This is a genomic window from Catenulispora sp. MAP12-49, assembly GCF_041262705.1.
Lineage (GTDB): Bacteria > Actinomycetota > Actinomycetes > Streptomycetales > Catenulisporaceae > Catenulispora.
Map to the genome: position 1 here is coordinate 47,412 of NZ_JBGCCP010000038.1, position 21,807 is coordinate 69,218.

The window sequence follows — 21,807 nt, forward strand, 5'->3', positions numbered from 1 at the left end:
CGTGAACTACGTCCGCAACGACTTCAGCCCAATCTTGGCACTGCGCCAGTACCTGGGTAGTCGGGCTGAGCCGGTCACCGCGCACATTGCGCACGTTCTGGTGACTACACGTGGGGAGCACCGGATCGTCTGGCCTCACGACCGGGCAAACTCGGTGGTATGGCAGCACACGAGATCCACCAGCCTGTTCCGTGGCCGGGTGAAGTCCGTTTACGACATCGATCTCGGCGTGCGCCACCTGGAATTCGAAGTGGATCTGCCGGGGAAGGATGACAGCTTCGCCTTCCGCGCCACGGTGACGGTCGAGTGGCGGGTTCTGGATCCCTCTCTCGTCGTCCGCAACCAACTCCAGGACATCCGTCCGCTGATCCAGCCCGCAATCACCGAAGAGATGCGACGCATCGCCCGCGAGTTCGACGTGGACCAGTCCGCCGGCGCCGAGGCCACGATCAACGATCGACTGGTCGGCGAGACGCTGGACTTCAACGACCCCGACCAGTTGGCCGCCGCGTTGGCGCGGTCCGGCAGCACAAGACACATCGGCCGGGAGTACGGGCTGTGGACCAGGACGATCGTCTCGGTGCTGCCGGACAAGTCCCGCCTCACGCAGGCCGAGGAGGTACGGGACCTGCGTCACCAGATCGAGGCCGAGCGCCTGCGGCAGGAGCTGCGGATGCTTCAGGAGGCCAACAAGAACGCAGTCCTGACACAGCGGATGGCGTTCTATCGCGAAGCCTTCGCCGCAGGCGATATCGACCGTGCGGTGCTCCAGGTGGCGCAGAACCCGGAAGAACTGACCGCGGTAGCGAACGTCGTGCGCCAGCAGGAAATGGCTGGGCAGCGCCTGACCATCGAGTTCGTCAACAAACTCCTGGAAGAGGGCGCGATCGAACGTTGGCAGATCTCCGATCAGGCCAAAGCAGCGCTGGACTGGCTTCAGCAGTCCACAAACGCAGTTTTCACACCCCAGGCCGCGAGCCAGACAGTGGAACACGTCGTCGCCCAGGGCAAGCGGGCACGCAAGACTCCCATTCCCACGCTGGACGGGCAGCCTCAGTCGGACAATGCGATCCTGTCCGACGCGACGCCGTCGGGCGCGGGTGACTGACAGCGTGCCCGTTGACGCGGCAATAGCGCGCCCCAGGAAGGTTCTGGTTCTGGGGCGCGCTAAGAGCGTACGCGGGCTGGTAGGCGGCCTGCGGCGTCAGACAACTTCGATATCTGAGATCTGGCCAGAGGTAGCCGCTGATGGCGACTGTAGGCCGGGATCCGAAGGCGCCGACTGCGGGGCGATCAAAGAGCAGCGCAAGCCTGCGCTCGCGGTCTTCGACTGTGCCGGGTGCGGCATGTCATTTCGGCGACGAGCCCAGGTGGCACGGAATCGTGGCCCGGATACCCGCCAGCGCGGGTAGAGGCGGTTAGCCTTCGAGCAGTACGCCTTGTCGGCCCGCACCCGGTCCGGTCGGCAGGGCGGCCGACGAGCGCCAAGACGCCGCCACTGAATTCGAAGCGAGTCGCGCACCGGTCTATTGGAAGCCGCATCCCGGGTCAGGGGCGTCCTCCGAATACGGACTGCCGACGGGGTCCACGTACAAGACGTCGAGCACGAGGGGAGTCACGCCCAGGTTGCGGCCGATGTGGACGTGGTCGGCGCCGCTCGGCTCCACGAAGGCGGCGCCTTCGGTGTAGGTGTCGGTGGTGACGCAGTCGGCGTCGGTGTGGGTCAGCGTGCCGTGTTCGACGTAAGCGAAGAGGGTGCCGTCGTGCCAGTGCCAGCCGGTGCTGCCGCCCGGTTGCACGGTGATCTGCCGCAGGACGTAGTCCTTGCCGCCCACTGTCGTCTTGTAAAGGTCGACTGCGGACACCCCGTAAGCGGGCGTGGCGTTCGCCGTCGCGGGGGTCAGCACCAGGACTGCCGCGACGGTGGTCGCGACGGCGATCCAGCGACGGCTTCCAGACACGTGCGTACTCCTATCCCACTATCAGCGTCAGAGTTCGCAACCACTTTATAAGAGCTCGGCAAGTTCTCAACGTTATGTACGACCGTGTTCACAGACAGTACGCTGAGTTGCTGCTCAGGCACACGCGAAGAGAAGACATGGGGAGCCGATACATGGCAGGCGAGTCCAAGGGTCCGAACGAAGAACACATACACACCGGTGGCCAGGACAAGCCGGCGGGGGACGACACCTCGGCCTTGACGACGCAGCGGCTGAACGTCGTCACGCCGGCGGAGAAGGATTCCTCTGCGCTCACCACACAGCAGTTGCCCGCCATCGCGCCGACATGGCCGCAGCCGCAGCCGGCTCCCGCTCCCGCTCCCGGTCCGGCCATGTCGTCCACCGGAGGCGGACACCAGACTCTGCCCCCGCAACAGGGGCCGTTCTCGCCCTCGTACGGACCGCCGCCACCGCCGCACTTGCAGCCGCAGCCCCAACCCACCAAGCCCTTCCAGCCGCCCAAGATACCCACGTCGCCCCGCGACCGTCGTCGACTGTTGATCATCGGGCTGGTCGCGGTGGTGGTGCTCGGCTGCGGGCTCACCTTCGCGCTGTGGCCCAGCAGCGCGAAGAAGGCGCCGGTCGCCGTGAACCCGCAGCACGTCGTCGCCGGGACGGTCCAAGCCGGCATCCTGACCCCGGACGACGTCAGCAAGGCCGTCGGCACGACCGTCATATCCGGCTCCGCCGCGAACCAGCCGCCGCCGGCGCTGACCGCCGACCCGGCCTCGTGCGCGGTGGCGATCGGCCCGGCCACGGCCACGGGATACACCAAGGGCTGGACGGTCTTCTACTCCACCACCTACCAGGACTCGGCCGGCGCCGGCGACTACACGGTGACGCAGACAATCGGTGAGTACGGCGACGCGAACCAGTCCGGTTCGGTGTTCCAGAGCCTGGCCAAGGGAGTCGCCGGCTGCCCGTCGGCGACCCGGACCGACCAGAACAAGAACACCGTGAAGTGGAACTACACGGTCGACACCAACACCTCCGACCACCTGGCCTGGACCGCGTCCCAGGACGCCGGCAACGGGTGGGCGTGCTACCGCCAGGCCCGGCTCAAGGGCAAGGCCGTGCTTCAGGTCGCTGTCTGTGAGGGCGGCGACGGCAAAGCCGCGGCGGCGCAAGTCGCCGACCAGTTCGCGGCGAAGGTGAGCGGGTAGCCGTGGCCGGACAGTCGCCTTCGCCTCGCCGCAGCCGCAGCCGCAGCCGCAACCGCGGCACGCGCCGCCTGGTCGCGGTGCTCGCCGCCGCCGGCCTGACCGGCGTCACGGTCGTCTCCGGACCCGCCGCGCGGGCCGCCGTGGTGCCGCACCGGAGCGCCGCGCCGACCAGCACCGTCTACACCTGGCACCTGTCCCAGGACGCCGACCCGTCCGCGCCGCCGGACGTCCCGGACCAGATCGGCGGCGGCTCGGCCCAAATCCAGTCCGAGATCACGGACTACAACACCAAGGCGCAGGCTCTGCAGAGCGAATCGGCGAAGGTCTCGGCCGAGACCGACTCCCTCACGCAGCGCGAGTCGGACCTGGAGAATCAGGCCAACCAGGTCACCGGCAAGCAGTCCAGCCTGGAGAGCCAGGCCGGCTCGCTGGAAAGCCAGATCAGCGACCTCAACACCCAGATCGCCGCCCACAACGCCGAACCGCACGTCTTCGAACTGCCGGACCAGCAGGCGGCGTACGACGCGTACAACGCGGAGAAGGCAAGCCTCGACGAGCGCAAGGCGGCCTTGCAGAGCCAGGCGGACTCGCTGCAGTCCAGCCTGACGAACCTGCAGAACACCGAGTCGTCGATCCAGGCGCAGCAGACCCAGCTGCAGGGCGACGTCCAGAAGCACAACGACGAAGTCACGTCGATGCAGAGCGAGGCCTCCGACCTCGACGCCGAGCGCCAGAAGATCCTCAGCGACGTCGCGGAGTACGAACAGCAACTCGCCTCGGAACCGGACACCGCGCCCTACGAGGACGCGCCCGGCGGCGACGCCTCGGATCCCGCCGGCGACCCGTCCGACCCGGCGGCCGACCAGGCCCCGCCGGACACGAACCAGTCCCAGCCCGCGATCAGCGGCGGCGACTCGGCCGAACCGGACGTGACCTACGAGCCGGCTCCGGGCGACAGCGGCGCGTCCGAACCGGAGGCAGCCGGCCCGGTCACCCAGGCACCGGTGCGCGTGACACTGTCACCGGACGCGGTGCGCTCCCTGCCGCCGGACGAGGCCGCGCACCTCAACCCGACGACCACGTACGACGGCCTGGTCCCGGAGGCCGACGGCGACTACGCGGTGACCGAACCCGAGCCGCCGGCCGGCAAGGAACTGCCGCCCGGCCAGAAAGCCTTCGACGACGCGATCGGCAAGGGCGGGAAAGCGACCGCCGAGGTCGGCGGCGAGAAGGTCACCATCGACCACGTCGACCCCGTGACCAAGGCGCCGCCGGAGGACGTCGGCGGGGACACGCCACGACCGGCGCCGGGGAACGGCACGCCCAACGCCGCGGCGCAGGGGCCCGCGGTCAGTGTGAGCCAGTTGCAGTCGAATCTGGACAACCAGGGGCTCAGCGACGAGGCGTCGCAGTTCGACCTGGAGTACTCGCCGAAGATCACGGACGCGAACGGCAACCCGACCTTCGGCGACGTCCCGATGGACGCCGCGGGGAACCCGGAGCTGGGCGCGGACGGAAAGCCGATCCTCCGGTTCTCCGACCTCGGTCTTCGGAATCCAGGGCAGGCCACGGAGACGTTCGCCAAGGACGAAGTCGAGTACTTCGATACCCAACTCGACAACCCCTGCCACAGCTTCGCCGGCGACACGCGGGTCCTGATGGCGAACGGCACCACCGAACCGATCGCCGAGGTCCGAGCCGGCGACCGGATCGAGAACGCCCAGCCCGGTGGCGGGAACGAAGTCCACACGGTGGACCGGGTGCACGTCACGACGACGGACGCGGACTTCGTGGACGTGCTCGTCGCGACGCCGCAAGGCGTCGAAACGATCACCAGCACCCGCGACCACCCGTTCTACGACGCGACCACGGCAGGGTTCGTCAACGCGGGGTCGTTGGCGCCTGGCTCCCGCCTGCAGAGCAGCTCGGGCCAGGCCGTGGTGGTGCGGGGACTTCGGCCGCACATCGGGCCGATGGTGACCTACGACCTGACGGTCGACGGCGTGCACACGTACTACGTGGTCACGGGCCACACCCCGGTACTGGTGCACAACTGCGGGGGCTGGATCGACGGCCACGAGCCCACCTGCATCTGCGACGGCATGGGCGGCGATCCCGTCTACCCCGAGACGCCCGACCTGGACCAACAGTGGGAGGAAGCCACCGGGGGAACGGCGACCCGCGACATCCACGGCATGCTGCGTGAGGCAGAGCGGGCATCCGGCGACGAAATCTGGAACGACCCCACCAGCGAGATGTACGTCCAGAAGGGCGGGCAGATCGTGAAGGTCCTCGACGTCGGCAATGGAAACTACTCTGTCGCCGTGAGGGACATGTCGAACCCCAACGGCAACTACACGACAGTCATGACCAACTTCACCCAGAAAGAGCTCGACGGCAGGCTCAACAGCGGCACCTGGAGCGCCCCCAATGGCTGAACCGGCGGAAGACCCGACCAGGGAACAGGTGACGCGCGAGTGGAGGGGCGTCATCGATGGGTCGGTGTCCAGGGAGAGCGCGCACCGCTGGGCGGCCACCTGGGTCGAGGATGCCGACTTCGACCCGGCAGATCCGATGATCCTGAACGGCCTCCAGTATGTGCACGGCTTTGATTTGGTGACGGACACCAACGGGGGCTTCGGCCATTCAGCGTCCGGGGTCGACGGGGGCTATATCAAGGACGGCGAGGAGATCGAATCGGATTTACAGCACTGGCTGGGCGAGAACGCGCTTTACGACGAGGACCCGTCCGGGTTCCTGAGCCGGAAGATCGCGCACGCGTTGGAGAGCCTCGAGTGGCGCGGTAGTCCGGGGAAGCCGATCGACAGCGGGGAGGACGCGTCGCCGTAAGCATGTCAGGCACCTCAGTGAAGGTGGATTCGCAGCCAGTCGATGATGATCGGAACGACTTCGGCCAACTTGGACGCGGCGACGTGGCCGGTGCCTTCGATCAGATGGACTTCCGTGTCGCGGCGGCCGGTGAACACCAGGGTGTCGGCGGCGGGGACGTGGACGTCGTCAGCGCCGTTGACGACCAGCATCGGGGCGTTGGCGTCCTTGTCGAGCAGCGGACGCAGCGAGTAGTTCTGCATCATCGCGATCAAGTCGTCGGTCGCGGGCTTCTCGGTCAGGCCCACGGCGTTCCCGAAGATGTCGATCATTCCGAACATCAGGTGCTCGAGGTTGTCGGCGGTGAACCCGGTCTCGACCGGACCGCCGAGGTCCACGGCGGCGTCCACCTCGCCGCCCAGGCCTGAGTGGGCGGCGAAGTAGCCGCCCATGGAGAAGCCGAAATGCCCGACCTTGCCATTGCCGGCGGTCCGGGCGTGCTCGATGAGGCCGCGGACGATCTGGATGCCGCCTTCGGCGGTGAGCGGAACGTCCGACTCACCGGTGCCCGCGTGGTCGAAGGCCATGACCCGGACGTCGGCGTGCTGCGCCAGTTGGACCAGCAGCGGGTGGATGTCCATCTTCCAGGAGTCGACACCGCCGGAGGCCAGCAGGACCGGGCGGCCCTGCTGGCCGAGCAGGTGGACAGGGACCTCCGTGGTGCCGTCGCCGTATGCGACGGTCAGAACCTGCCGGGAGAACGGGACGGGAAAGCCGGGCGATGCCAGCTCGTACTCGCGGATCTGATGGGTCAGAGCAGCGCGCTTGGCGGCGTCCGCCAGGCAAGGGAACTTCGCCCAGCCATAGGCCAGGTAGGCCAGATCGTGGCGGCCTTCAGCGGCGTAACGGCCGGCCAGTGCGGACCATTCGTACACCCAGCCGCCGGGAGCGTCGGCCCACATGTCCACGATCGCGGTACGAACCGAATCGACGTCGCCGGCCGGCAGGCCGAGGTTCAGCATCTGGGGTCGGCGCTCGGCGAACAGATTCGCCGGGTCCAGAGGCCACCGGTAGGACATCGTCGGCTCCTTCGATCGCAGTCAGAACACTGCCAAAGTAGTCGCAGGCCCTTGCGTTGCGATCACACCTGGATTGCACTCGGTTCTGACCTGGTCGCCAGGGCGAGTTGAATCAGCCGGTCGGGTTGGTCAGAGCGAAGGTCTGGCTCTGCAGGGTCGTCGCGTCGTTCGTCTGGGATCCGACCGCGAACAGGGTGTGCCCGATGGAGGCGACGGCCGAGAGGTCACCGCGCGCGGATCCACTCGGCGTCGGCACGACCGTGGTGGTGCTGCCGTCGGACTGCATGGAGACGGTGCCGAAGGACTGGTCGCCGACGAACCAGGCGTCGTGCGGAGCGACCGCGGTCACGCCCTTGAGGTTGACGAACGACCCGCTGAGCGCGGGGGTGGGCACGATGGTCCAGGCGGTGCCGTCCCAGTGCTCGGCCAGGGGATGGCCGCCCAGGGAGCCGACCGCCCACACGTCGCTCGCCGAGGTGGCCGACACAGCGTTCAGGGTGACGCTGAACGACGGGTTGGTCGCCGGGACCGGCAGCGACTTCCAGGTGCCGCCGGAGAACCGCTCGACGAACGCGGTGCGGGCCACCCCTTCGGGCTGGATCGGCGTCTGGACCGCGCCGACCGCCCACACCGAGCCGTCGGAGGTGGTGGTGACGCCGGTGAGCAGCGCGGTCGCGCCGGTCGGCAGCGCCACCCCGGTCACGAGCGACCACGAGGTCCCGTCCCAGTGCTCGATGATCGGCTGCGCCTCGTTGACGCCGTCCTGGCCGACCGCCCAGACGTCGTTCGCCGCCCGAGCGGTGACCGCGTTGAGCCGGCTGTTGACGCCGATGCTGGGACTGGGCACGACCGTCCAGGCGCTGCCGTCGAAGTGCTCGGCCAGCGTCCGCTGCGATCCGTCGGCGGTGGCCGTGGTCGTGCCGACCGCCCAGGCGTCGGTCGCCGACACCGCCGCCACGCCGCTGAGCACGAAGTTCGGCTTCGACGTGGCCATCAGGGTCCACCCGACGCCGTTCCAGCTCTCGATCGTGGCCTGCGGACCGGCCCCGCCCACGGCGAACCCGTGGGTGCTGTCGACCATGGCCACGCCATGGAACTGGTTGCTGGTGGTGGTGCCGGCGTTGGCGCTCGGCACGATCGTCCACGGGCTCGTGGCGGCCGAGGCGGTCGAGGCGAGCAGGACGCCGGCGGTCAGGGCTGCGGTGGCAGCGAGCGTGATTCTGCGGCCGAAGCGGGCTCCGGCAGAAGCAATGTTTGTCATGCCCATAGATAGCCGCAGAGGTTACAAACCTCTCACATAGCGCCCTGGGTTCAGACCACGGCGACAGCTATGACGGCCAGCTCCCGCCATTCGTCACCGCTCAGCTCTCGACCTGTGCCAGGGTCTCCCGCGACGAGGCGCCGGGTTCTACCAGGCCAAGGACCCGGGACGGCGAGAACAGGACCCGGAGGCCGCCGTCCGGCTCGTCGAGGCCCCGCTGCGGGAAGGCCTCGCCCGGCCGGCCCCAGTGGCCCTCGAGCCAGACCGCGCAGGCGTCCTGCTCCTCGCCGCAGTACTTCTCGACCTGGGCGGACAGGGCGACGCTCATTCCGCCGTCGTTCAGTGTCAGGTGGATGGTCCGTCCGTCCACGGCGGGGTCCGCTGGCGTCTCGGCGTCGACTCCGACCTCGGCCGAGTCGACCCCGAATCCCATGGGGTCCAGGCGGAGCACGACCGGCAGCCGGACCAGGCCGGTCGGTGCGCTCTGCGCCGCCTCGTTGAGCCGGTCGAACAGCGGGCCCGAGGGGGAGATCGCGGGGCCGTCCGTGAAGCTCGGCTCCGGCCTGGATCTTGACATGCTCACCAGCGCTCATCCGTTCTGTGGTCCATTGCCGACTGCTCGACAGTCACCGATTCTCACCAATTGTCGCCGAAGTCATCAGACGGCGAAAACGTGGCTGCCGCCTCCGGGCGGCCCACAGCCGTTCGTACTTCAGCGTCCGCGCTCGTGCTTCAGCGCCTACTGCGCCTCCTGGAGGAATGACCGGCGGCGGCGTCCGCGGGCTTCTGCACGTAGTAGGTGAAGTCATGGTCATCCGCGGTCGAGTCGGTGTTGTTGAACGTCCACCCCAGCCGGCCGGCCTCCACCGCCTCTTCCATGCCGCGCTCGACCCTGCCGCGACTGGATCTCTTCTTGCCCAACACCCTGCCCAGCACGGCCGGATCTATCTGGCTCGCGCACCACAGCTCCACCTTGCGCCGACTCCAACCGTCGACGTCGCGCAGGCTCCAGGCGGCGACTTGCCGAAGCGCTTCGAGGACCTGCGTGCTCGTGACCTCCTCACCCTCCAGCTCGATCCCGTAGTGCTGCAGATCCTCGACAAGCGCATTCCAGCCGCCTCCGGCGAACCTGTGCAGGTCGAACCTGATCACGTCCTTGCCGGCATCGGTGAGCTTGATCTGGCTCCGCACGTGCTCGACGCTGTCCTTGCCGTCGGCAACCATGGCCTTGTTGGTCTCGATGCGAGCACGGTTGGCGGTGTAGGCGAAGTGGTCGTCCCACAGGCACGCGCGCGGACTGGTCGGCCACGCGTCCACAGCGACCCACTCGCTGTCCGGCTCGTCGTCCTTGCCGATGAGGACCCACGCGTGGTCGAAGTCCTTGACCGAGATACTTCGGATGTACTGACCCTCGCCGTGCGCGCGCAGGTAGGCGTAGGCGATGTCAGCGTGCTCACCGCAGTTGCCGCCGTGCGCATGCGCCGCCTTCGCGGCGGTCAACGTGGCGGAGTCGGGACGCCTCCGCAGCTTAGAGGTGTCCCAGAAGGCCTTTTGCCGCATGACCAGCATGCGCAAGTAGGAGTTGAACTCGGTGTCGACCAGCGCCTCCCACTGGTTTCCCGCATCCGCAATCTGGCGTTTGACGTGCCTGATCGCGGACCCGCCGAGCCGCAGACGGCGAGCCGCCCGCGACGAGACTTCCCGTTCGGGCCTTTCCTGCGGCGCCCGCTGAACGACCGAAGTGCCCGAAACGCCCACCCGCGACGCCCCCTGACCGAGGCGGAGCATCTGGACGACCGCCGCGTTCCCCAACCGCCCCTGCATCGCGGTGAGCCCCGAGGCCATCGCCGCGTGACTGGTCACAGTGGCGGGATCCCCCGAGGAGACCCCGGCGGCCAGGCCCTGAAGAACATCGGGACGGGTAAACGGCCCGGACACCGCGGCCGTCCTCCGAGTCGCAGCAGCCGCAGCCGGCCCCGACCGTTCCGGATTTTCGCGTGTCGGCACGCTGCCACTCCCTCGCTGCACTGTGCACGGTCGTGAATTGCTGACGCTGACGCAGCCTATAAGCGGACACAGAACGAGCGGCACCTCCCGCAGTGCCAGGTTCTGGGGAGCCAAGGGCAGACCCGATTGCCCGATGGGGCACCGCCATCCGGTGCGCAGGGTCCTGCGACAGCTCGCGGAGGCGGGCGGGGCGTGCCCTGCTCCCGCTGTCAGGTCAGCTGCTCCCGCTGCTCCCGCCTGTCCTACACCGATATTCGGCCATTGGCTGTGAAACTGGGCCGGATGATGCCCGGCATCGTCGAAGAGACCAGTTGCGCGGCCAGTGCGCGGCTGATCAAATCGTTTGCGCCGCCCGTGCACGCCGCTCGCAATCTCCGCATATCATGCGGTCTGGCCCTGGTCATGTCGTCGGCGAAAAGGCCGGACAGTTGTCTTGGGACGACCTGCGCACGCAAGGAGGGAAGCTCGCATGAGCAGCACGATCCACCACTCCCACGAGGGTGATCCGCTGGGGCCCGCCACGACGGTCGAACTGGCCGACGGCGTGTACGGCTACGTGCAGCCGGACGGCTCGTGGTGGATCAACAACACCGCCTTCCTGGTGGGCCGGCACGGCGTGGTCAGTGTGGACACGTGTGCCACCGCCGCGCGCACCCGCGGCTATCTCGCAGCCGTGCGAGCGGTCACCGACCAGCCCATCAGAACTCTGATCAACACCCACCACCACGGCGACCACACCCACGGCAACCGGCTGCTGGCCCCGGCGACGGTGATCGGGCACGAGCGGATGCGCGAGGCCCTGATCGAGGCCGGGCTGCCGGGTCCGGCACACGCCGCGGTGTGGGGCGACGTGCCCTGGGGCGACCTGGAACTGGAGCCGCCGTCGGTGACCTTCCGGGACCGGATCACCGTCCACGTCGACGACCTCCGGTGCGAGGTGGTCAACGTGGGGAGCGCGGCGCACACCGTCAGCGACAGTTACGTGTGGATCCCGCAGCACTCGCTGCTGATCGCCGGCGACCTGGTCTTCAACGGCGGTACCCCGTTCGTGCTGATGGGCTCGGTCGAGGGCGCGATCCGGGTACTGGAGGAGCAGATCAAGCCGCTCGGCGCGCGCACGATCGTGCCGGGCCACGGTCCGGTGTGCGGACCCGAGGCGGTCGACGACGTGCTCGGCTACCTGCGTTATGTCAAAGCGGTGGCGGAGCAGGGTCTGGCCGCCGGTCTGACGCCGTTGGAAGCGGCACGGGAGATCGGCCTCGGCGAGTACGCCGACCGGACCGATTCCGAGCGCCTGGTGGGGAATCTGCACCGAGCGTACGCGGAATCGGCCGGCGCGGAGCCTGGCGCCGAGATCGACCTCCCAGCGGCGCTGATCGACATGGTGGCGTTCAACGGCGGAAAGCCGCTGCGCTGTCTGGCTTGAGGGAGGCGATGAGACGTCGGCCACCAAGGCCCGCACAGCAACAGGCTCGTTGTCCGTCTGTGCTGTACGACCAATCAGCCTTGAGGCATGGCGATCAGCCGTCCGTCGCGCCGACCCACACCGTGATCGGATAGAGATCGGGTGCCGGCATCGTGACAGGCGGGAGGTTCAACCGGGTGCTGGGAGTCGGTCGAGGAGTCGGTGCTGGCGGCGTCCCGTGGTCGTACTGGATGAACACCGGCGCGCCGTCAGCCGTGAAAGCTACCGGGTTCAGGCCCGGACTGGTGCCGCGCAACTGGCCGTCGGCCAGGCCGAGGGCGGTCACCTGGTCTCCGGAGATGGCGTTCTGCAGGCCATAGACGACGTCACCGTGCAGTACCAACGGCAGGAATGACGGCTCTGGCGTCACGGTACCGATCGTGGCCGGCCCCAGGTGCTGCCACAGCGCCCTCCCGGTGGCCCAGTCGACAGCGACCGCGACCTTGCGACTGACCCCCATGGTGCCGCTGACCAACACGGTCGAGCAGTCCTGAGCGCTAATGGCCTTGAGTGCCGGGATCAGGGTGGTGCCGACCACGTCGGAGGGGACGGCGACCGGCGCCGTGATCCGGCCCGTGGCCAGATCCAGCACCGCGAGGTCGGCGCTGCTGGTGCCGGCGGAGTACGACTGCGATATCTGCGGCCACTGCATCAGCAGCCGGTCTCCGCACGCCGCGAGAACATGACGCCAGCCGCCGGACTGCACAGCGACCGAGTCCATCGGCTGGATGAAAGTGGCGACTTTCTTTGCGCCGTGGGGCAGGTCGTACACGGTGAAACGAATGGGGCTGGGAGTGGAGACGCCGGACGGATTCGAGGAGGCGTTAGATGAAGCCTCCACTGCGTATCCGCCCACCAGTTCCAGCCCTTGGGTGCTGCCGGGCTTGCCGGGAGTGGTGTTCTGGACCGTCAACACCGTCCGGCCGGTCAGGTCGAGGACTGACACCGCCGACTTCGTATGCCGGGTATCGAGCGGATCGGGATCGGCGACCCGCTCGACGAATCCGCCCTCGTGAACGATGCCCGTGTTCTGGTCGCCGACCAGGCCGTTGTCATACGTCGCCGGTCCGGCGAGTTGCTCCCCGGCGCTGCTCCACAACCGGTTTCCGGTCTGGTCGAGCAGAATCGATGCGAACTGCGGGGTGTTGGCTCCCGTGGGCTTCGGCTCGTAGCGGACCTCCACCGCGCTCTGACTGCCGATGGTGACGACGTCCATCCCGTAGTAGCCGATGGCGTCGGGGATGGGGACTGTCGCGAGTGCCTTGCCGGCGGTGCTGTCCAGGAGTTCCACGCTCAGCGTCGGCGGCGTCGAGGGCACCGTCCCGGCCGGAGCGCCGAACGACGGAACGGCCACCACATTCCCGATCACGGCGACCATCCCCACCTTGGCCTGGTCGGCCATCACGTCGAAGGCAGTGGTCGCGGTTCCGGTGGCAAGGATCGGATTCCCGAATCCGGCAAGCCTGGTGCGCGACAGTGTGATCGGCAGCGACCACCTCGGTGGATGCGCGAACTCCGCCGGGGCCTGAGTGAACGTCGCCTCGATGGCAAAAGTCCAGGACGGAGAGCCCGTGGACGCTGGCGGCCGCCACCCCGATGCCCCGCCATCGCTCTGCGTCTTGACGGTTCCGAAGGCTTCGGTCGGCACAGTGTGGCCGGCCGCCAAGCCGGAGCCGTGGCCGTGGCCGTGGCCGCCACCTGAGCAGCCGGTGAGTCCAATCGTCATGGCCGTGGACACGGCAAAGACGCCGATCCGCACCCAAGCACCGTGACCAGTCTTGTTCGAGCGCACGCTTTCCTCCCCGGACCGCAGCGCGCCCAATGTGTGCCACACAAGTCCGGCCCCGCTGACCACCGTTTCGAAGGAAACAGGGGGCGGGGCCGGACCACAACGAGATGCCACCTTCTCGCCACTAAAGAGGCGCACGAGGCGCGGACTTCGTTACACGTCTGGCTACCAGGGATTACGCCGGAGTGAGTGGACGCTACTCACCAGACGCCGATGCCAGCGAAGCAGCATGCCCGGAGTGACGATCCGGCGACCGCGCAGTGCCTGGGGCAGGAGCTTGAACAGCGCCGCGAGCACCGCACGGTCGGTCCAGCCCAGCCTCGGGTTCGGGTTCGGGTTCGGGTTCGTCCGGCGCAGCACCGCTACTTCCTGGCGTAACACCAGTATCTCGGCGTTCTTCGATGCCTGCGATCGGGCCAGCAACGCCAGCCGGGATAGGAGGTTCACGAGGATCCGGTAGAACAAACCGACGGCCACAGAGCCCGACGGCCACAGAGCTCGATCATGCCACGGGATCACCCGAGGTCAGGCTGTTGGCCGAGTTTCTGACCAGGACAGGCGGGCTGGGCGTGCCCTCGGTCCGGGTCCGGGACGACGAACAGCTCACGGCGGCACTTGCGTCTGCCATCGCCGAACCCGGCCCCCACCTGATCGAAGCGGCCGTGCCCGGCATCGTCGGCTGAGCCTTCGGCCCGCCCGATGCCTGAAGGGCGGCGGACCACGGCTCTGTTCGTCGCCTTCGAGGGGAGGAGCGGGAGACGTTCTTCCCTGTTTGATACCGAATGTCGGCCAATCCTGTCCCTGACTGTGTCAGTATTGCTCCATTCCCAGTCCATGAAGCCACCGTGCGTCTCGACATATTCGGCAGCCCAACATCAAGGCTCACCGTGCTGGCCACAGCCCTAACGAAACCGACCACGCCACCGCCGGGCTGCGGCACCCACGCCGAACAAGATCCCGCAGTTTTCGTGACCTCTCGGCTCCAGCAGACCGGAGGTAGCAACAGGTGAAACGCCGATTCGCGGCGGCGGTAACCGCATCAGCGGTGATCCTTGTGGGGTCCGCCGACTCGGGGGCGTTTCCTGGCGCCCGGGCGGCGCACGCCCCCAGGAGCACCTCGACGAGCACTTCCTGCGGAGGTGGGGGTGGCGGCACCGGCCCGGTCGTGACCCAAGCCACGCAGGTCCAGCAGATCACCGGACCCCTGTCCGCACGGTGGGGAATAGACGGCGCGGACCTCGGGGTGGCGTGGTCCGACGGCGTCTCGGTGTTCCACGTCTTCGGTGACAACTACAGCTCGGCCGTCCCCGGCTTCGGCGGGCCGACCGGGACGGACTGGCAGCCCAACGCCCTCGGGTGGGACACCACCGGGGATCTCTGCACGGAATTTCAGTACACAGGGTTCGCCGACGGGACCGACACCCCGTCCGGGAACCGGCAGGCGATCCTGCCTGCCATCTCCAGCTCCGAGGACGGAATCGTGCCGTCCGGCGGCATCCACGTCAACGGCAAGGACTACCTGAAGTACATCAGCTTCCCGCTGGGCCACACCGGCCAGGAGCAGACGCGGGCCAACGGCATCGCGGAGTCGGACGACGGCGGAATCACCTGGCACCGGGTGGACACCGCTGTCTGGATGAACGACTCCTCGTACACCGAGAAGTTCCAGCAGCAGGCTCTGGCCGAGGGACCGGACGGGTACGTGTACGTCTACTCCACCCCCTCGGAGCGGCACGGTGACGTCTACCTGATGCAGGTGCCCGACGCGGCCATCCTGGACAAGGAGGCGTACCGGTACTGGACCGGGACCGGGTGGTCCTCGACGGAGTCATCGGCCGAGGCGGTTTTCGCCGGGCCCGCCGGAGAGATGTCGGCCCAGTACCTTCCCTCGGTGAACCGGTGGGTGGCGATGTACAACGACGACAACGACACCTCGAACGGCTCGACGGTCCTGCGGTACTCCACCTGCCCCACCGGGCCGTGGTCGTCCCCGCAGACGGTCCTGCCGGACAGCGTCCGGACGATCTACGCCCCGATGATCGACCCCCGCTCGACGGGGACGGACCTCTACTTCTACGGATCGGACTGGCACACCTATCAGACTTACCTGTTCCACTCGACGATCAACCTCCCCTGAGGGCCGACCGGTGGGGGGACCGTGTGCGAGTGGAGTCCATCATCGGGTGCCCAGGTGTCGCACATAGCGATTGTCCTTCCGCGCGCTGATGGCTGAAGGCCTGGTCAGGAAGTGCCCCCGGCAGGATTCGAGCTGCGACCATCGGATTGGAAGCGGCGGAGCTCTGCAACGGCGGTCATGAGGTGGACGGCGGTCCCCGTCGATCGGGGGCCGCGCCCTCGCGCCGGTGGTATCCGCTCTAAGAGACCGTCAGTGTCCCGTAGGCGTATTCGTCATTCACGTTCGTGATCCGCCCGTAGGCCGTGAAGTCGTCCGTCCCGGTGGCAGTGGTCGCGAACGTGACTTTGAGCGTTATGGCGGCACCGGGCTGGAGCTGTGGATTGCCGCAGTAGATGGTCTTGATCACGTTGCGGCAACCGGCGCTCACCGACGTGATGTGCTGGTTGGCCCAGCCGGGGTTCTGGATCCCGAGCGCCCCGGAGGTCACCGACGAGGTGTTGTTGGTGAGCGTCGCCGTGAGCGTCACCTGCCCTCCGACCGTGGTCGTGGGCGGGTCGACAGTAAGGTTGACGGTGATCGGACCGGCGGCGGCCGCCCGCGCGGTGAGCGGCACGGTCACAGGCAGCACCATCCCGATCAGGGCGCTGATTGCCAGTCGTGCGGCAGCGTGCTTCATGGAATGCATGAGGCTTCCTTACCCGGTCGGATGGTCCAGCCTGTCCTGGTCGAAAACGCGGTTCTGGCAAGATTTTCGTGAACGGTAGCGGCGGCTGCGCCTGCCGAATACCCATCCGTGCAGGTCAAAAGCATATGCAGCTTAGTGCGGAGACGGTCGACCCAGCATCGAAATCATGTGCTGTGCTCTCGGCGGAGTCTCGGGCATGATGGCCGGTCATGCTGCTGCGTTTGACTTATCTGGCCGTGACCAACGCCTTCGCCGCGCTGCGGCTGCTGCCGATGAGCGACCGTGATAAGGATGCAGAGATCCTGGCCCTGCGTCATCAGCTTGCGGTTCTGCACCGTCAACTCAGTCCGGCACGGGCCAGGTTTGCCCCCGAGGACCGGGCCTTTCTCGCAGCGCTGCTGCAGCTCCTATCTCGTGCCTCGTTGCGCCGGCTGCCATTGATGGTCAGCCCGGACACCGTCCTGCGATGGCATCGCGATCTGATGCACCGACGCCATGCGAAAACCTCCCGGCCCAAGCACCGTGGACGCCCGAGAACGGTCGCTTCGATCCGGCGGCTGGTGCTGCGCCTGGTCCGGGACAATCCGAGTTGGGGCTATCGCCGCGTGCACGGGGAGTTGGCGATGCTGGGTATCAAGGTTGCCGCCTCGACCGTCTGGGAGATCCTCAAGGATGAGGGCATCAACCCGGCACCTGAGCGCGACGCCACCAGTTGGGCTGCGTTCCTGCGCAGCCAGGCCGACGCGCTGCTGGCGTGCGACTTCATCGAGACAGTCACCCTGACCGGACAGCGCCAGTACATCCTGGCCGTCATCGAGCATGCCACCCGGCGGGTCCGCGTGCTGGGCACCACGGCCCATCCCACCGCCGCCTGGGTCACCCAAGCGGCGCGGAACCTGGTCATGAATCTGGAAGAAGCCGGAGCCACAGCTGAGTATCTGATCCGGGACCGCGACGCGAAGTTCCCACCGCTGTTCGACGAGATCCTCGCACAAGCTGGGGTCCAGGTCGTGCTCAGCGGGATCCGCATGCCGCGGATGAACTCGGTCATGGAGCGGTGGGTGCAGACCTGCCGCCGTGAGCTGCTGGACCGCACCTTGATCTGGAACCAACGTCACCTACTACGCGCCCTGCACGAATACGAAACGCACTACAACCACAACCGCGCTCACCAAGCGATACAGCAGGCCGCGCCACTACGTGCCGTCCCCGCGCCGATCACCGATCCACAGCACATCACCGACCTCGACATCCGCCGACACGACCGACTCGGCGGCATCGTCCACGAATACCAACACGCAGCCTGACCAGCCTGAACGACATTATCGGCAGGCGCAGGGTCGCGCGGTCCAGCGAGCGATGTCGGGAACGTAGGGTCCTGAGTCGTCCGAAGCCGAGGTCGGCCGGGTTGTGGACCGGCGGTCCGGATACGCTGTCAGCACGCCCTGTCCTCCAGCTACTCCAGGACGTCCTCGGCTGCGGTCGGCGCAGCTCTGGCAAGGCGGCGCACTCAGCGGTGGAGATCGGGTGCCGGCCGCCGCCGATCTTGACGAACGCGTCGGCCGCCGCCAGCCCCGGCCGGTCAGCACCTCACCCTACTGGGAAAGTGAGGCCCGGCGAGCCGCTCCCCGCACGCGAAGCCGAGCGTCTGATATCGCTGACACCCAAGGCGGCGCTACTTGTGGCCTATGGGCCCGCGGACACAAGCCGTACTGCGAGACCGGCAAGATCACGGCGTCGGGGCGGAACGCAGAGGTCGCGTTGCCCGGGTTCTTCGACCAGCCCTGATCGCTCGACCACCCCGAGGCGTCGTCAGGGGTGCAGCTCTACCAATGCGGCGATCTGCTCCTCGACGGAGTCGAAGATCGCCGCCTGCCCGCCGAACAGGGTGACGTTCGCCTTGCGCTTCCCGTCGACGGTCAGCTCGCGGGCGGTGTCGGCCGGCAGCGCGTTCGGGTCCGTGAGCAGCAGCGGCTGGCCAGCGGCGGCCATCAGCGCGCCGCCGGACAGGGCGTCCGGGAAAGTCGTCCCGGTCGCCACACCGAACAGAGTCACAGCGCTCAAATGGAAAAGCTGCACGGTGTTCGCCGCTGTGGCGTACCGGTCGTTGCCGACGGCGGTCTCGATCTGCTTGCCCCTGGCAGGGACCTGCTTCGCCACGGCGTCCCAAGCCGGCCCGCCGACCGCGATCACGGTCTGGTGGGCCTGCACGAAGGCAGCCGTGGCTGGATCCATGCGGTTCTTGTCCGAGAGCACCAGTACGGCGCCGCGGTTCGCCGCGAGCGGTCCGGCCGCCAGCGCGTCGGCGAAGTCGTCGCCGCGGGCCACCACGACCGTGGCCGTGGCGCCCATGCCGTCCTGCGCGATCTTCAGAGCGGTGTCGAACCGGCTCGCGCCACCGTAGCGGACGATCCGGTAGCCGAGCGCACGCACCTGCTTCTCAACCGCCGGGCTGATCGCCGACTCCCCGCCCAGAAGGTAGACGGTGCGGGAATGGTCGTGGCCGAGCACCCGATCGATCTCCGCCGCGGTAGGCGTGCCGAGGTCCTTGGGGTCGGTCAGCAGCAGGGGGCCGCCGACGTGTGCGGCCAGCGGTCCGCCGGCCAGCGCGTCGGCGAACGCGTCGCCGCGGGCCAGGACGACCGCCTTCGCGGTGCCGCCGGGGAACTGGCGGAGTGAGGCGTCGATCGCGGTCTCGTAGCGGTCCCGGCCGCCTACGCGGGTGACGGTCCCGCCCGCACCGGCCGGCGGCGGTGGCGGTGGCGTCTGGCCGGGGATGGTGACGGTCACCTGCGTGGACGCGGTGCCTGTCCATCCGTTCTGGTCGCGGACCGTGACGGTGACGGTGTAGGTGCCGGATGCCGCGTAGTAGTGGTCGGAGTATCCGGCGTAGTTGTTCTTGTCCGATTGCCCGTCGCCGAATTCGAAGTCGTATGTCGCGCCCGGGCCCCCGGAAGCGCTGATCGTGATCAAGTGCGGATCATTGGCGTTCGGCTGGAAGGACGACACCATCGGCGTCACCTTGGTGGGGGCCGGGGAAGCGGTGAACTCCGCTGTCGCCGTCTCACCCTTCTGGCCGGTGAACGTCACGGTGCCGTGGTAGGTCCCGGCTGCGGGGTAGTGGTGAGTGCTCTGACTCGTCGTGGCGGAACCGTCACCGTAGGAATAAAGGGCTGACACCGGGCCGGACCACTGGAACATCCCGTCGGTGTGCACGGTGGCGTCCAAGTAGTTCTGCGGTGACAGGCCCAGTGATGCGGTGGCGGTGAACGGCCTGGTCTGCATGCCCGTGAACTCGCGGGCGCCGCGGTCGGCGTAGCCGACCGATCCGGATCCGGTGTCCGCCACGTCGGGGTCGTCGACCCGGTCGACGGCCGGCTCACCCGGGGCGGCCGCGTCGGCCGAGTCGATGGCCGGGGAGTTCCAGGTCAGCCGGTAGGAAGGCGCGACGAAGTACTCCTGAGGCGTGGCCGGCCAATCCGGGTCGTTGGAGGTGTCGAGCTGCGCCGCACCGTCCAGGTCCGCCGACCCCAGAAGCGCGCTGTCGAAAGCCTGGCCGGTCGCGTAGACGCTGGTTCCCCAAAGAACCGACGTCGTCCGACCAGCGCTGCCAAAGAGGTTGTGTCCCACCAGAGTGTTGGCGATCGCCGTGACGGCCACGGTGAGGGCCGGTTGGGGACCGCCGTCGGCGAAGATATCGTTCTCGACCACGGCGCCGGTAGAGGCTCCGGACAGGACGACGTCGGCGATGTTGCCGGCGGCCGTGTCCGAGACGAGGCGCACGTCTTTCGAGTCGGTGACCTGGATGCCGGTGCCGTAGACATCGCCGAGGATCGTGCCGCTGACCGTCGTGCGGTCCGACCCGTTCTCGACGAGGATGCCCACGGCCAGGTTGTTGCCATCGGTGTTGTCGGCGTCGACGTGGCTGTCGGTGACGGTCGAGTCGGTCGTCGCGGAAAGCCGTATCCCGAAGGGAGCCAAGCGGTTGTCGGCGGCGGAGTTCAGCGGCGTGACCAGGACGTGGTTCACGGTCAGCGCCGACGAGCCGGAAGCGTCCAGGCCGCCCAGCCGGATGTCACGGACCACGACGTCGTGCTGCCCGGTGACGCTCACCACGGTCTGCCAGCTGTTGTCGGTGAAGGTCTGGTCGGCGTAGTGGCTGAAGACGGTGATCGGTTTGCCCGGTGCGCCCGAGCCGGCGATCTTGTCCGTCGCTCCGAGTTCACCGACCAGCACCGAGTCGCCGGGCTGGGCGGCGGCGGTCGCGCCGGCGAGCGTGCAGTACAGAGCACCGTCGGCGCGCGGCGCGGCGTCGGAGCACGTCCCGGCGAAACCGACGCGAAGCGTCACCGGCGCGGCCGTATCGGCGTCGGCGGCAGCCGCCATCGGCACGCCCAGCGCCGCAATAGAGAGCGCTGATATCGACATGGTTGTGATCCGGCGTGCGCGCATACCGACCCCCGTAGACCGTGACCCCACCCTGATAAGCCACGACGAGTCTCGCGGGATCGAAGGTCGGCAGTCAACTCCGACAGCAGCGGCCCACGACCGGTTATGGCGGCCCTGGTGGAGCACGTGTAGGAACACCCCTGGCAGCAAAAGCTGACCACGGCTTATATGAGCTTGCCCCGGTTTCCCGGACGGTTCCGGTGCGCTGCTAAGCAGCAGTGAGAGCGTATGCTTGTTCGAATTTTGCGGGGCTGAGCATGCCGATCGTGGAGTGTCGGCGGTACGGGTTGTACCAGGCTTCGATGTACTCGAATATCGCGTTGGCGAGTTCCTGTCGGGTGGCCCAGGCCTGTCGGTCCAGGAGCTCCAACTGCAGGGTGCCGAAGAACGATTCGGCCGTGGAGTTGTCGAAGCAGTCTCCGATTGTTCCCATGGATCCGAGCAGGCCGGCGGTGCGTAGCCGCTGGCCGAAGGCCCAAGAGGTGTATTGCGACCCGTCGTCGCTGTGTGCCACGGTCTGGCCGGGCGCGGGCCGTCGGCGCCAGCGGGCCATGTCGAGGGCGTCGCAGACCAACTCGGCCCGTAGATGGTCGGCGATCGACCAGCCCACCACCCGGCGGCTGAAGGCGTCCAGCACGACCGCCAGGTCCGGGTGCGGATCGGCGGCAGGGTCCCGGAGCGGGTCAAGCTCAGTTTCCACACTGACCAGGGACCCGGTCGGCCGCAGGCAGCTTGAACAGGCGGTCGCCGACATCTCGGTAAGGCTCGGCGACGCATCGAACCGCATCGACTACGCCACGCGCCGCGCCCGGCTGGCCACCTGGACCATCCCCGCCGAACGCTGGGAGGACTTCCGCATCGAATACCGGATCCCCCGGTTCATCCCAGGCGTCGGCTCCGACCTGGAACTGGCAAACGTGCTCAGCCGGCGAGCCGCCTCGAT

At 67.9% G+C, this 21,807-nt stretch carries 18 protein-coding genes; 8 read left to right on the top strand and 10 right to left on the bottom strand.

All coding sequences use genetic code 11. The annotated features are described in order from the left end of the window. The first annotated feature begins 1 nt into the window (after position 1). The gene (locus ABIA35_RS41050) at positions 2-1,108 is read left to right on the top strand and encodes an SPFH domain-containing protein (protein WP_370345531.1); all 1,107 of its coding nucleotides are present in this window, start codon (positions 2-4) and stop codon (positions 1,106-1,108) included. 418 nt (positions 1,109-1,526) lie between these two features. Here ABIA35_RS41050 and ABIA35_RS41055 read toward each other — a convergent pair whose 3' ends face one another. Next, positions 1,527-1,961: a cupin domain-containing protein gene (locus tag ABIA35_RS41055; RefSeq protein WP_370345533.1), complete on the bottom strand. Its 435-nt coding sequence runs from the start codon at positions 1,959-1,961 to the stop codon at positions 1,527-1,529. 152 nt (positions 1,962-2,113) lie between these two features. Here ABIA35_RS41055 and ABIA35_RS41060 point away from each other — a divergent pair, with 152 nt between their 5' ends. Genes ABIA35_RS41060 through ABIA35_RS41070 form a run of 3 tightly spaced genes read left to right on the top strand, consistent with a single transcriptional unit; the run spans position 2,114 to position 6,013 of the window. Continuing rightward, positions 2,114-3,163 (top strand): sensor domain-containing protein, encoded by a 1,050-nt coding sequence (locus ABIA35_RS41060; protein ID WP_370345535.1) that lies wholly within the window; start codon positions 2,114-2,116, stop codon positions 3,161-3,163. Between the two features lie 2 nt (positions 3,164-3,165). Beyond that, entirely contained in the window at positions 3,166-5,601 is a 2,436-nt protein-coding gene (locus ABIA35_RS41065) for a polymorphic toxin-type HINT domain-containing protein (protein WP_370345537.1), read from the top strand. Continuing rightward, on the top strand, positions 5,594-6,013 hold the full coding sequence (locus ABIA35_RS41070; protein WP_370345539.1) for a hypothetical protein: 420 nt from the start codon (positions 5,594-5,596) through the stop codon (positions 6,011-6,013). The genes ABIA35_RS41065 and ABIA35_RS41070 overlap by 8 nt, the downstream gene beginning before the upstream one ends. Before the next feature lie 14 nt (positions 6,014-6,027). On the opposite strand, the gene ABIA35_RS41075 is transcribed toward ABIA35_RS41070, so the two are convergent. The 4 genes from ABIA35_RS41075 to ABIA35_RS41090 form a co-directional block, all read right to left on the bottom strand. Continuing rightward, positions 6,028-7,071, bottom strand: coding sequence for an alpha/beta fold hydrolase (locus tag ABIA35_RS41075; protein ID WP_370345541.1), 1,044 nt, complete (start codon positions 7,069-7,071; stop codon positions 6,028-6,030). 112 nt (positions 7,072-7,183) lie between these two features. Further along, a complete protein-coding gene (locus ABIA35_RS41080) occupies positions 7,184-8,332 on the bottom strand; it encodes a hypothetical protein (RefSeq protein ID WP_370345543.1) in 1,149 nt (382 codons plus the stop codon). Positions 8,333-8,432: 100 nt separating this feature from the next. Then, positions 8,433-8,909, bottom strand: a complete 477-nt coding sequence (locus ABIA35_RS41085) for a hypothetical protein (RefSeq protein ID WP_370361531.1) — start codon at positions 8,907-8,909, stop codon at positions 8,433-8,435. Positions 8,910-9,064: 155 nt separating this feature from the next. Further along, positions 9,065-10,195: a hypothetical protein gene (locus tag ABIA35_RS41090; RefSeq protein WP_370361532.1), complete on the bottom strand. Its 1,131-nt coding sequence runs from the start codon at positions 10,193-10,195 to the stop codon at positions 9,065-9,067. Between the two features lie 613 nt (positions 10,196-10,808). Here ABIA35_RS41090 and ABIA35_RS41095 point away from each other — a divergent pair. After that, a complete protein-coding gene (locus ABIA35_RS41095; RefSeq protein WP_370345549.1) occupies positions 10,809-11,765 on the top strand; it encodes an MBL fold metallo-hydrolase in 957 nt (318 codons plus the stop codon). A gap of 94 nt (positions 11,766-11,859) precedes the next feature. Here the strand turns inward: ABIA35_RS41095 and ABIA35_RS41100 are convergent, their stop codons facing one another. Together ABIA35_RS41100 and ABIA35_RS41105 are read right to left on the bottom strand one after the other, a co-directional pair. Further along, positions 11,860-13,530 carry a hypothetical protein gene (locus ABIA35_RS41100; protein WP_370361533.1) on the bottom strand — a complete coding sequence of 557 codons (1,671 nt, stop codon included), beginning with the start codon at positions 13,528-13,530 and terminating at the stop codon, positions 11,860-11,862. A gap of 228 nt (positions 13,531-13,758) precedes the next feature. Continuing rightward, positions 13,759-14,040 (bottom strand): hypothetical protein, encoded by a 282-nt coding sequence (locus ABIA35_RS41105; protein ID WP_370361535.1) that lies wholly within the window; start codon positions 14,038-14,040, stop codon positions 13,759-13,761. Between the two features lie 86 nt (positions 14,041-14,126). Between ABIA35_RS41105 and ABIA35_RS41110 the strand changes: the two genes are divergently transcribed. Both ABIA35_RS41110 and ABIA35_RS41115 read left to right on the top strand, forming a co-directional pair. Continuing rightward, positions 14,127-14,276, top strand: a complete 150-nt coding sequence (locus ABIA35_RS41110; RefSeq protein WP_370345555.1) for a hypothetical protein — start codon at positions 14,127-14,129, stop codon at positions 14,274-14,276. Positions 14,277-14,758: 482 nt separating this feature from the next. Then, positions 14,759-15,730: a DUF4185 domain-containing protein gene (locus ABIA35_RS41115; RefSeq protein ID WP_370345557.1), complete on the top strand. Its 972-nt coding sequence runs from the start codon at positions 14,759-14,761 to the stop codon at positions 15,728-15,730. Between the two features lie 238 nt (positions 15,731-15,968). On the opposite strand, the gene ABIA35_RS41120 is transcribed toward ABIA35_RS41115, so the two are convergent. After that, the gene (locus ABIA35_RS41120; RefSeq protein ID WP_370361536.1) at positions 15,969-16,415 is read right to left on the bottom strand and encodes a hypothetical protein; all 447 of its coding nucleotides are present in this window, start codon (positions 16,413-16,415) and stop codon (positions 15,969-15,971) included. A gap of 209 nt (positions 16,416-16,624) precedes the next feature. On the opposite strand from ABIA35_RS41120, the gene ABIA35_RS41125 reads away from it, so the two are divergent. After that, a complete protein-coding gene (locus tag ABIA35_RS41125; protein WP_370361537.1) occupies positions 16,625-17,722 on the top strand; it encodes an integrase core domain-containing protein in 1,098 nt (365 codons plus the stop codon). A gap of 505 nt (positions 17,723-18,227) precedes the next feature. Here the strand turns inward: ABIA35_RS41125 and ABIA35_RS41130 are convergent. Beyond that, positions 18,228-20,843 carry a cell wall-binding repeat-containing protein gene (locus ABIA35_RS41130; RefSeq protein ID WP_370361538.1) on the bottom strand — a complete coding sequence of 872 codons (2,616 nt, stop codon included), beginning with the start codon at positions 20,841-20,843 and terminating at the stop codon, positions 18,228-18,230. Positions 20,844-21,072: 229 nt separating this feature from the next. After that, the gene (locus ABIA35_RS41135) at positions 21,073-21,564 is read right to left on the bottom strand and encodes an IS3 family transposase (RefSeq protein ID WP_370345565.1); all 492 of its coding nucleotides are present in this window, start codon (positions 21,562-21,564) and stop codon (positions 21,073-21,075) included. Positions 21,565-21,807: the final 243 nt, after the last annotated feature.

Excerpts from the sequence above, each read along its gene's own strand:
- ABIA35_RS41060 (WP_370345535.1), top strand. The coding sequence starts at position 2,114 with ATGGCAGGCGAGTCCAAGGGTCCGAACGAAGAACACATACACACCGGT.
- ABIA35_RS41120 (WP_370361536.1), bottom strand. The coding sequence starts at position 16,415 with ATGCATTCCATGAAGCACGCTGCCGCACGACTGGCAATCAGCGCCCTG.
- ABIA35_RS41125 (WP_370361537.1), top strand. The coding sequence starts at position 16,625 with ATGCTGCTGCGTTTGACTTATCTGGCCGTGACCAACGCCTTCGCCGCG.
- ABIA35_RS41085 (WP_370361531.1), bottom strand. The coding sequence starts at position 8,909 with ATGTCAAGATCCAGGCCGGAGCCGAGCTTCACGGACGGCCCCGCGATC.
- ABIA35_RS41070 (WP_370345539.1), top strand. The coding sequence starts at position 5,594 with ATGGCTGAACCGGCGGAAGACCCGACCAGGGAACAGGTGACGCGCGAG.
- ABIA35_RS41100 (WP_370361533.1), bottom strand. The coding sequence starts at position 13,530 with ATGACGATTGGACTCACCGGCTGCTCAGGTGGCGGCCACGGCCACGGC.
- ABIA35_RS41095 (WP_370345549.1), top strand. The coding sequence starts at position 10,809 with ATGAGCAGCACGATCCACCACTCCCACGAGGGTGATCCGCTGGGGCCC.
- ABIA35_RS41130 (WP_370361538.1), bottom strand. The coding sequence starts at position 20,843 with ATGTCGATATCAGCGCTCTCTATTGCGGCGCTGGGCGTGCCGATGGCG.
- ABIA35_RS41080 (WP_370345543.1), bottom strand. The coding sequence starts at position 8,332 with ATGACAAACATTGCTTCTGCCGGAGCCCGCTTCGGCCGCAGAATCACG.
- ABIA35_RS41075 (WP_370345541.1), bottom strand. The coding sequence starts at position 7,071 with ATGTCCTACCGGTGGCCTCTGGACCCGGCGAATCTGTTCGCCGAGCGC.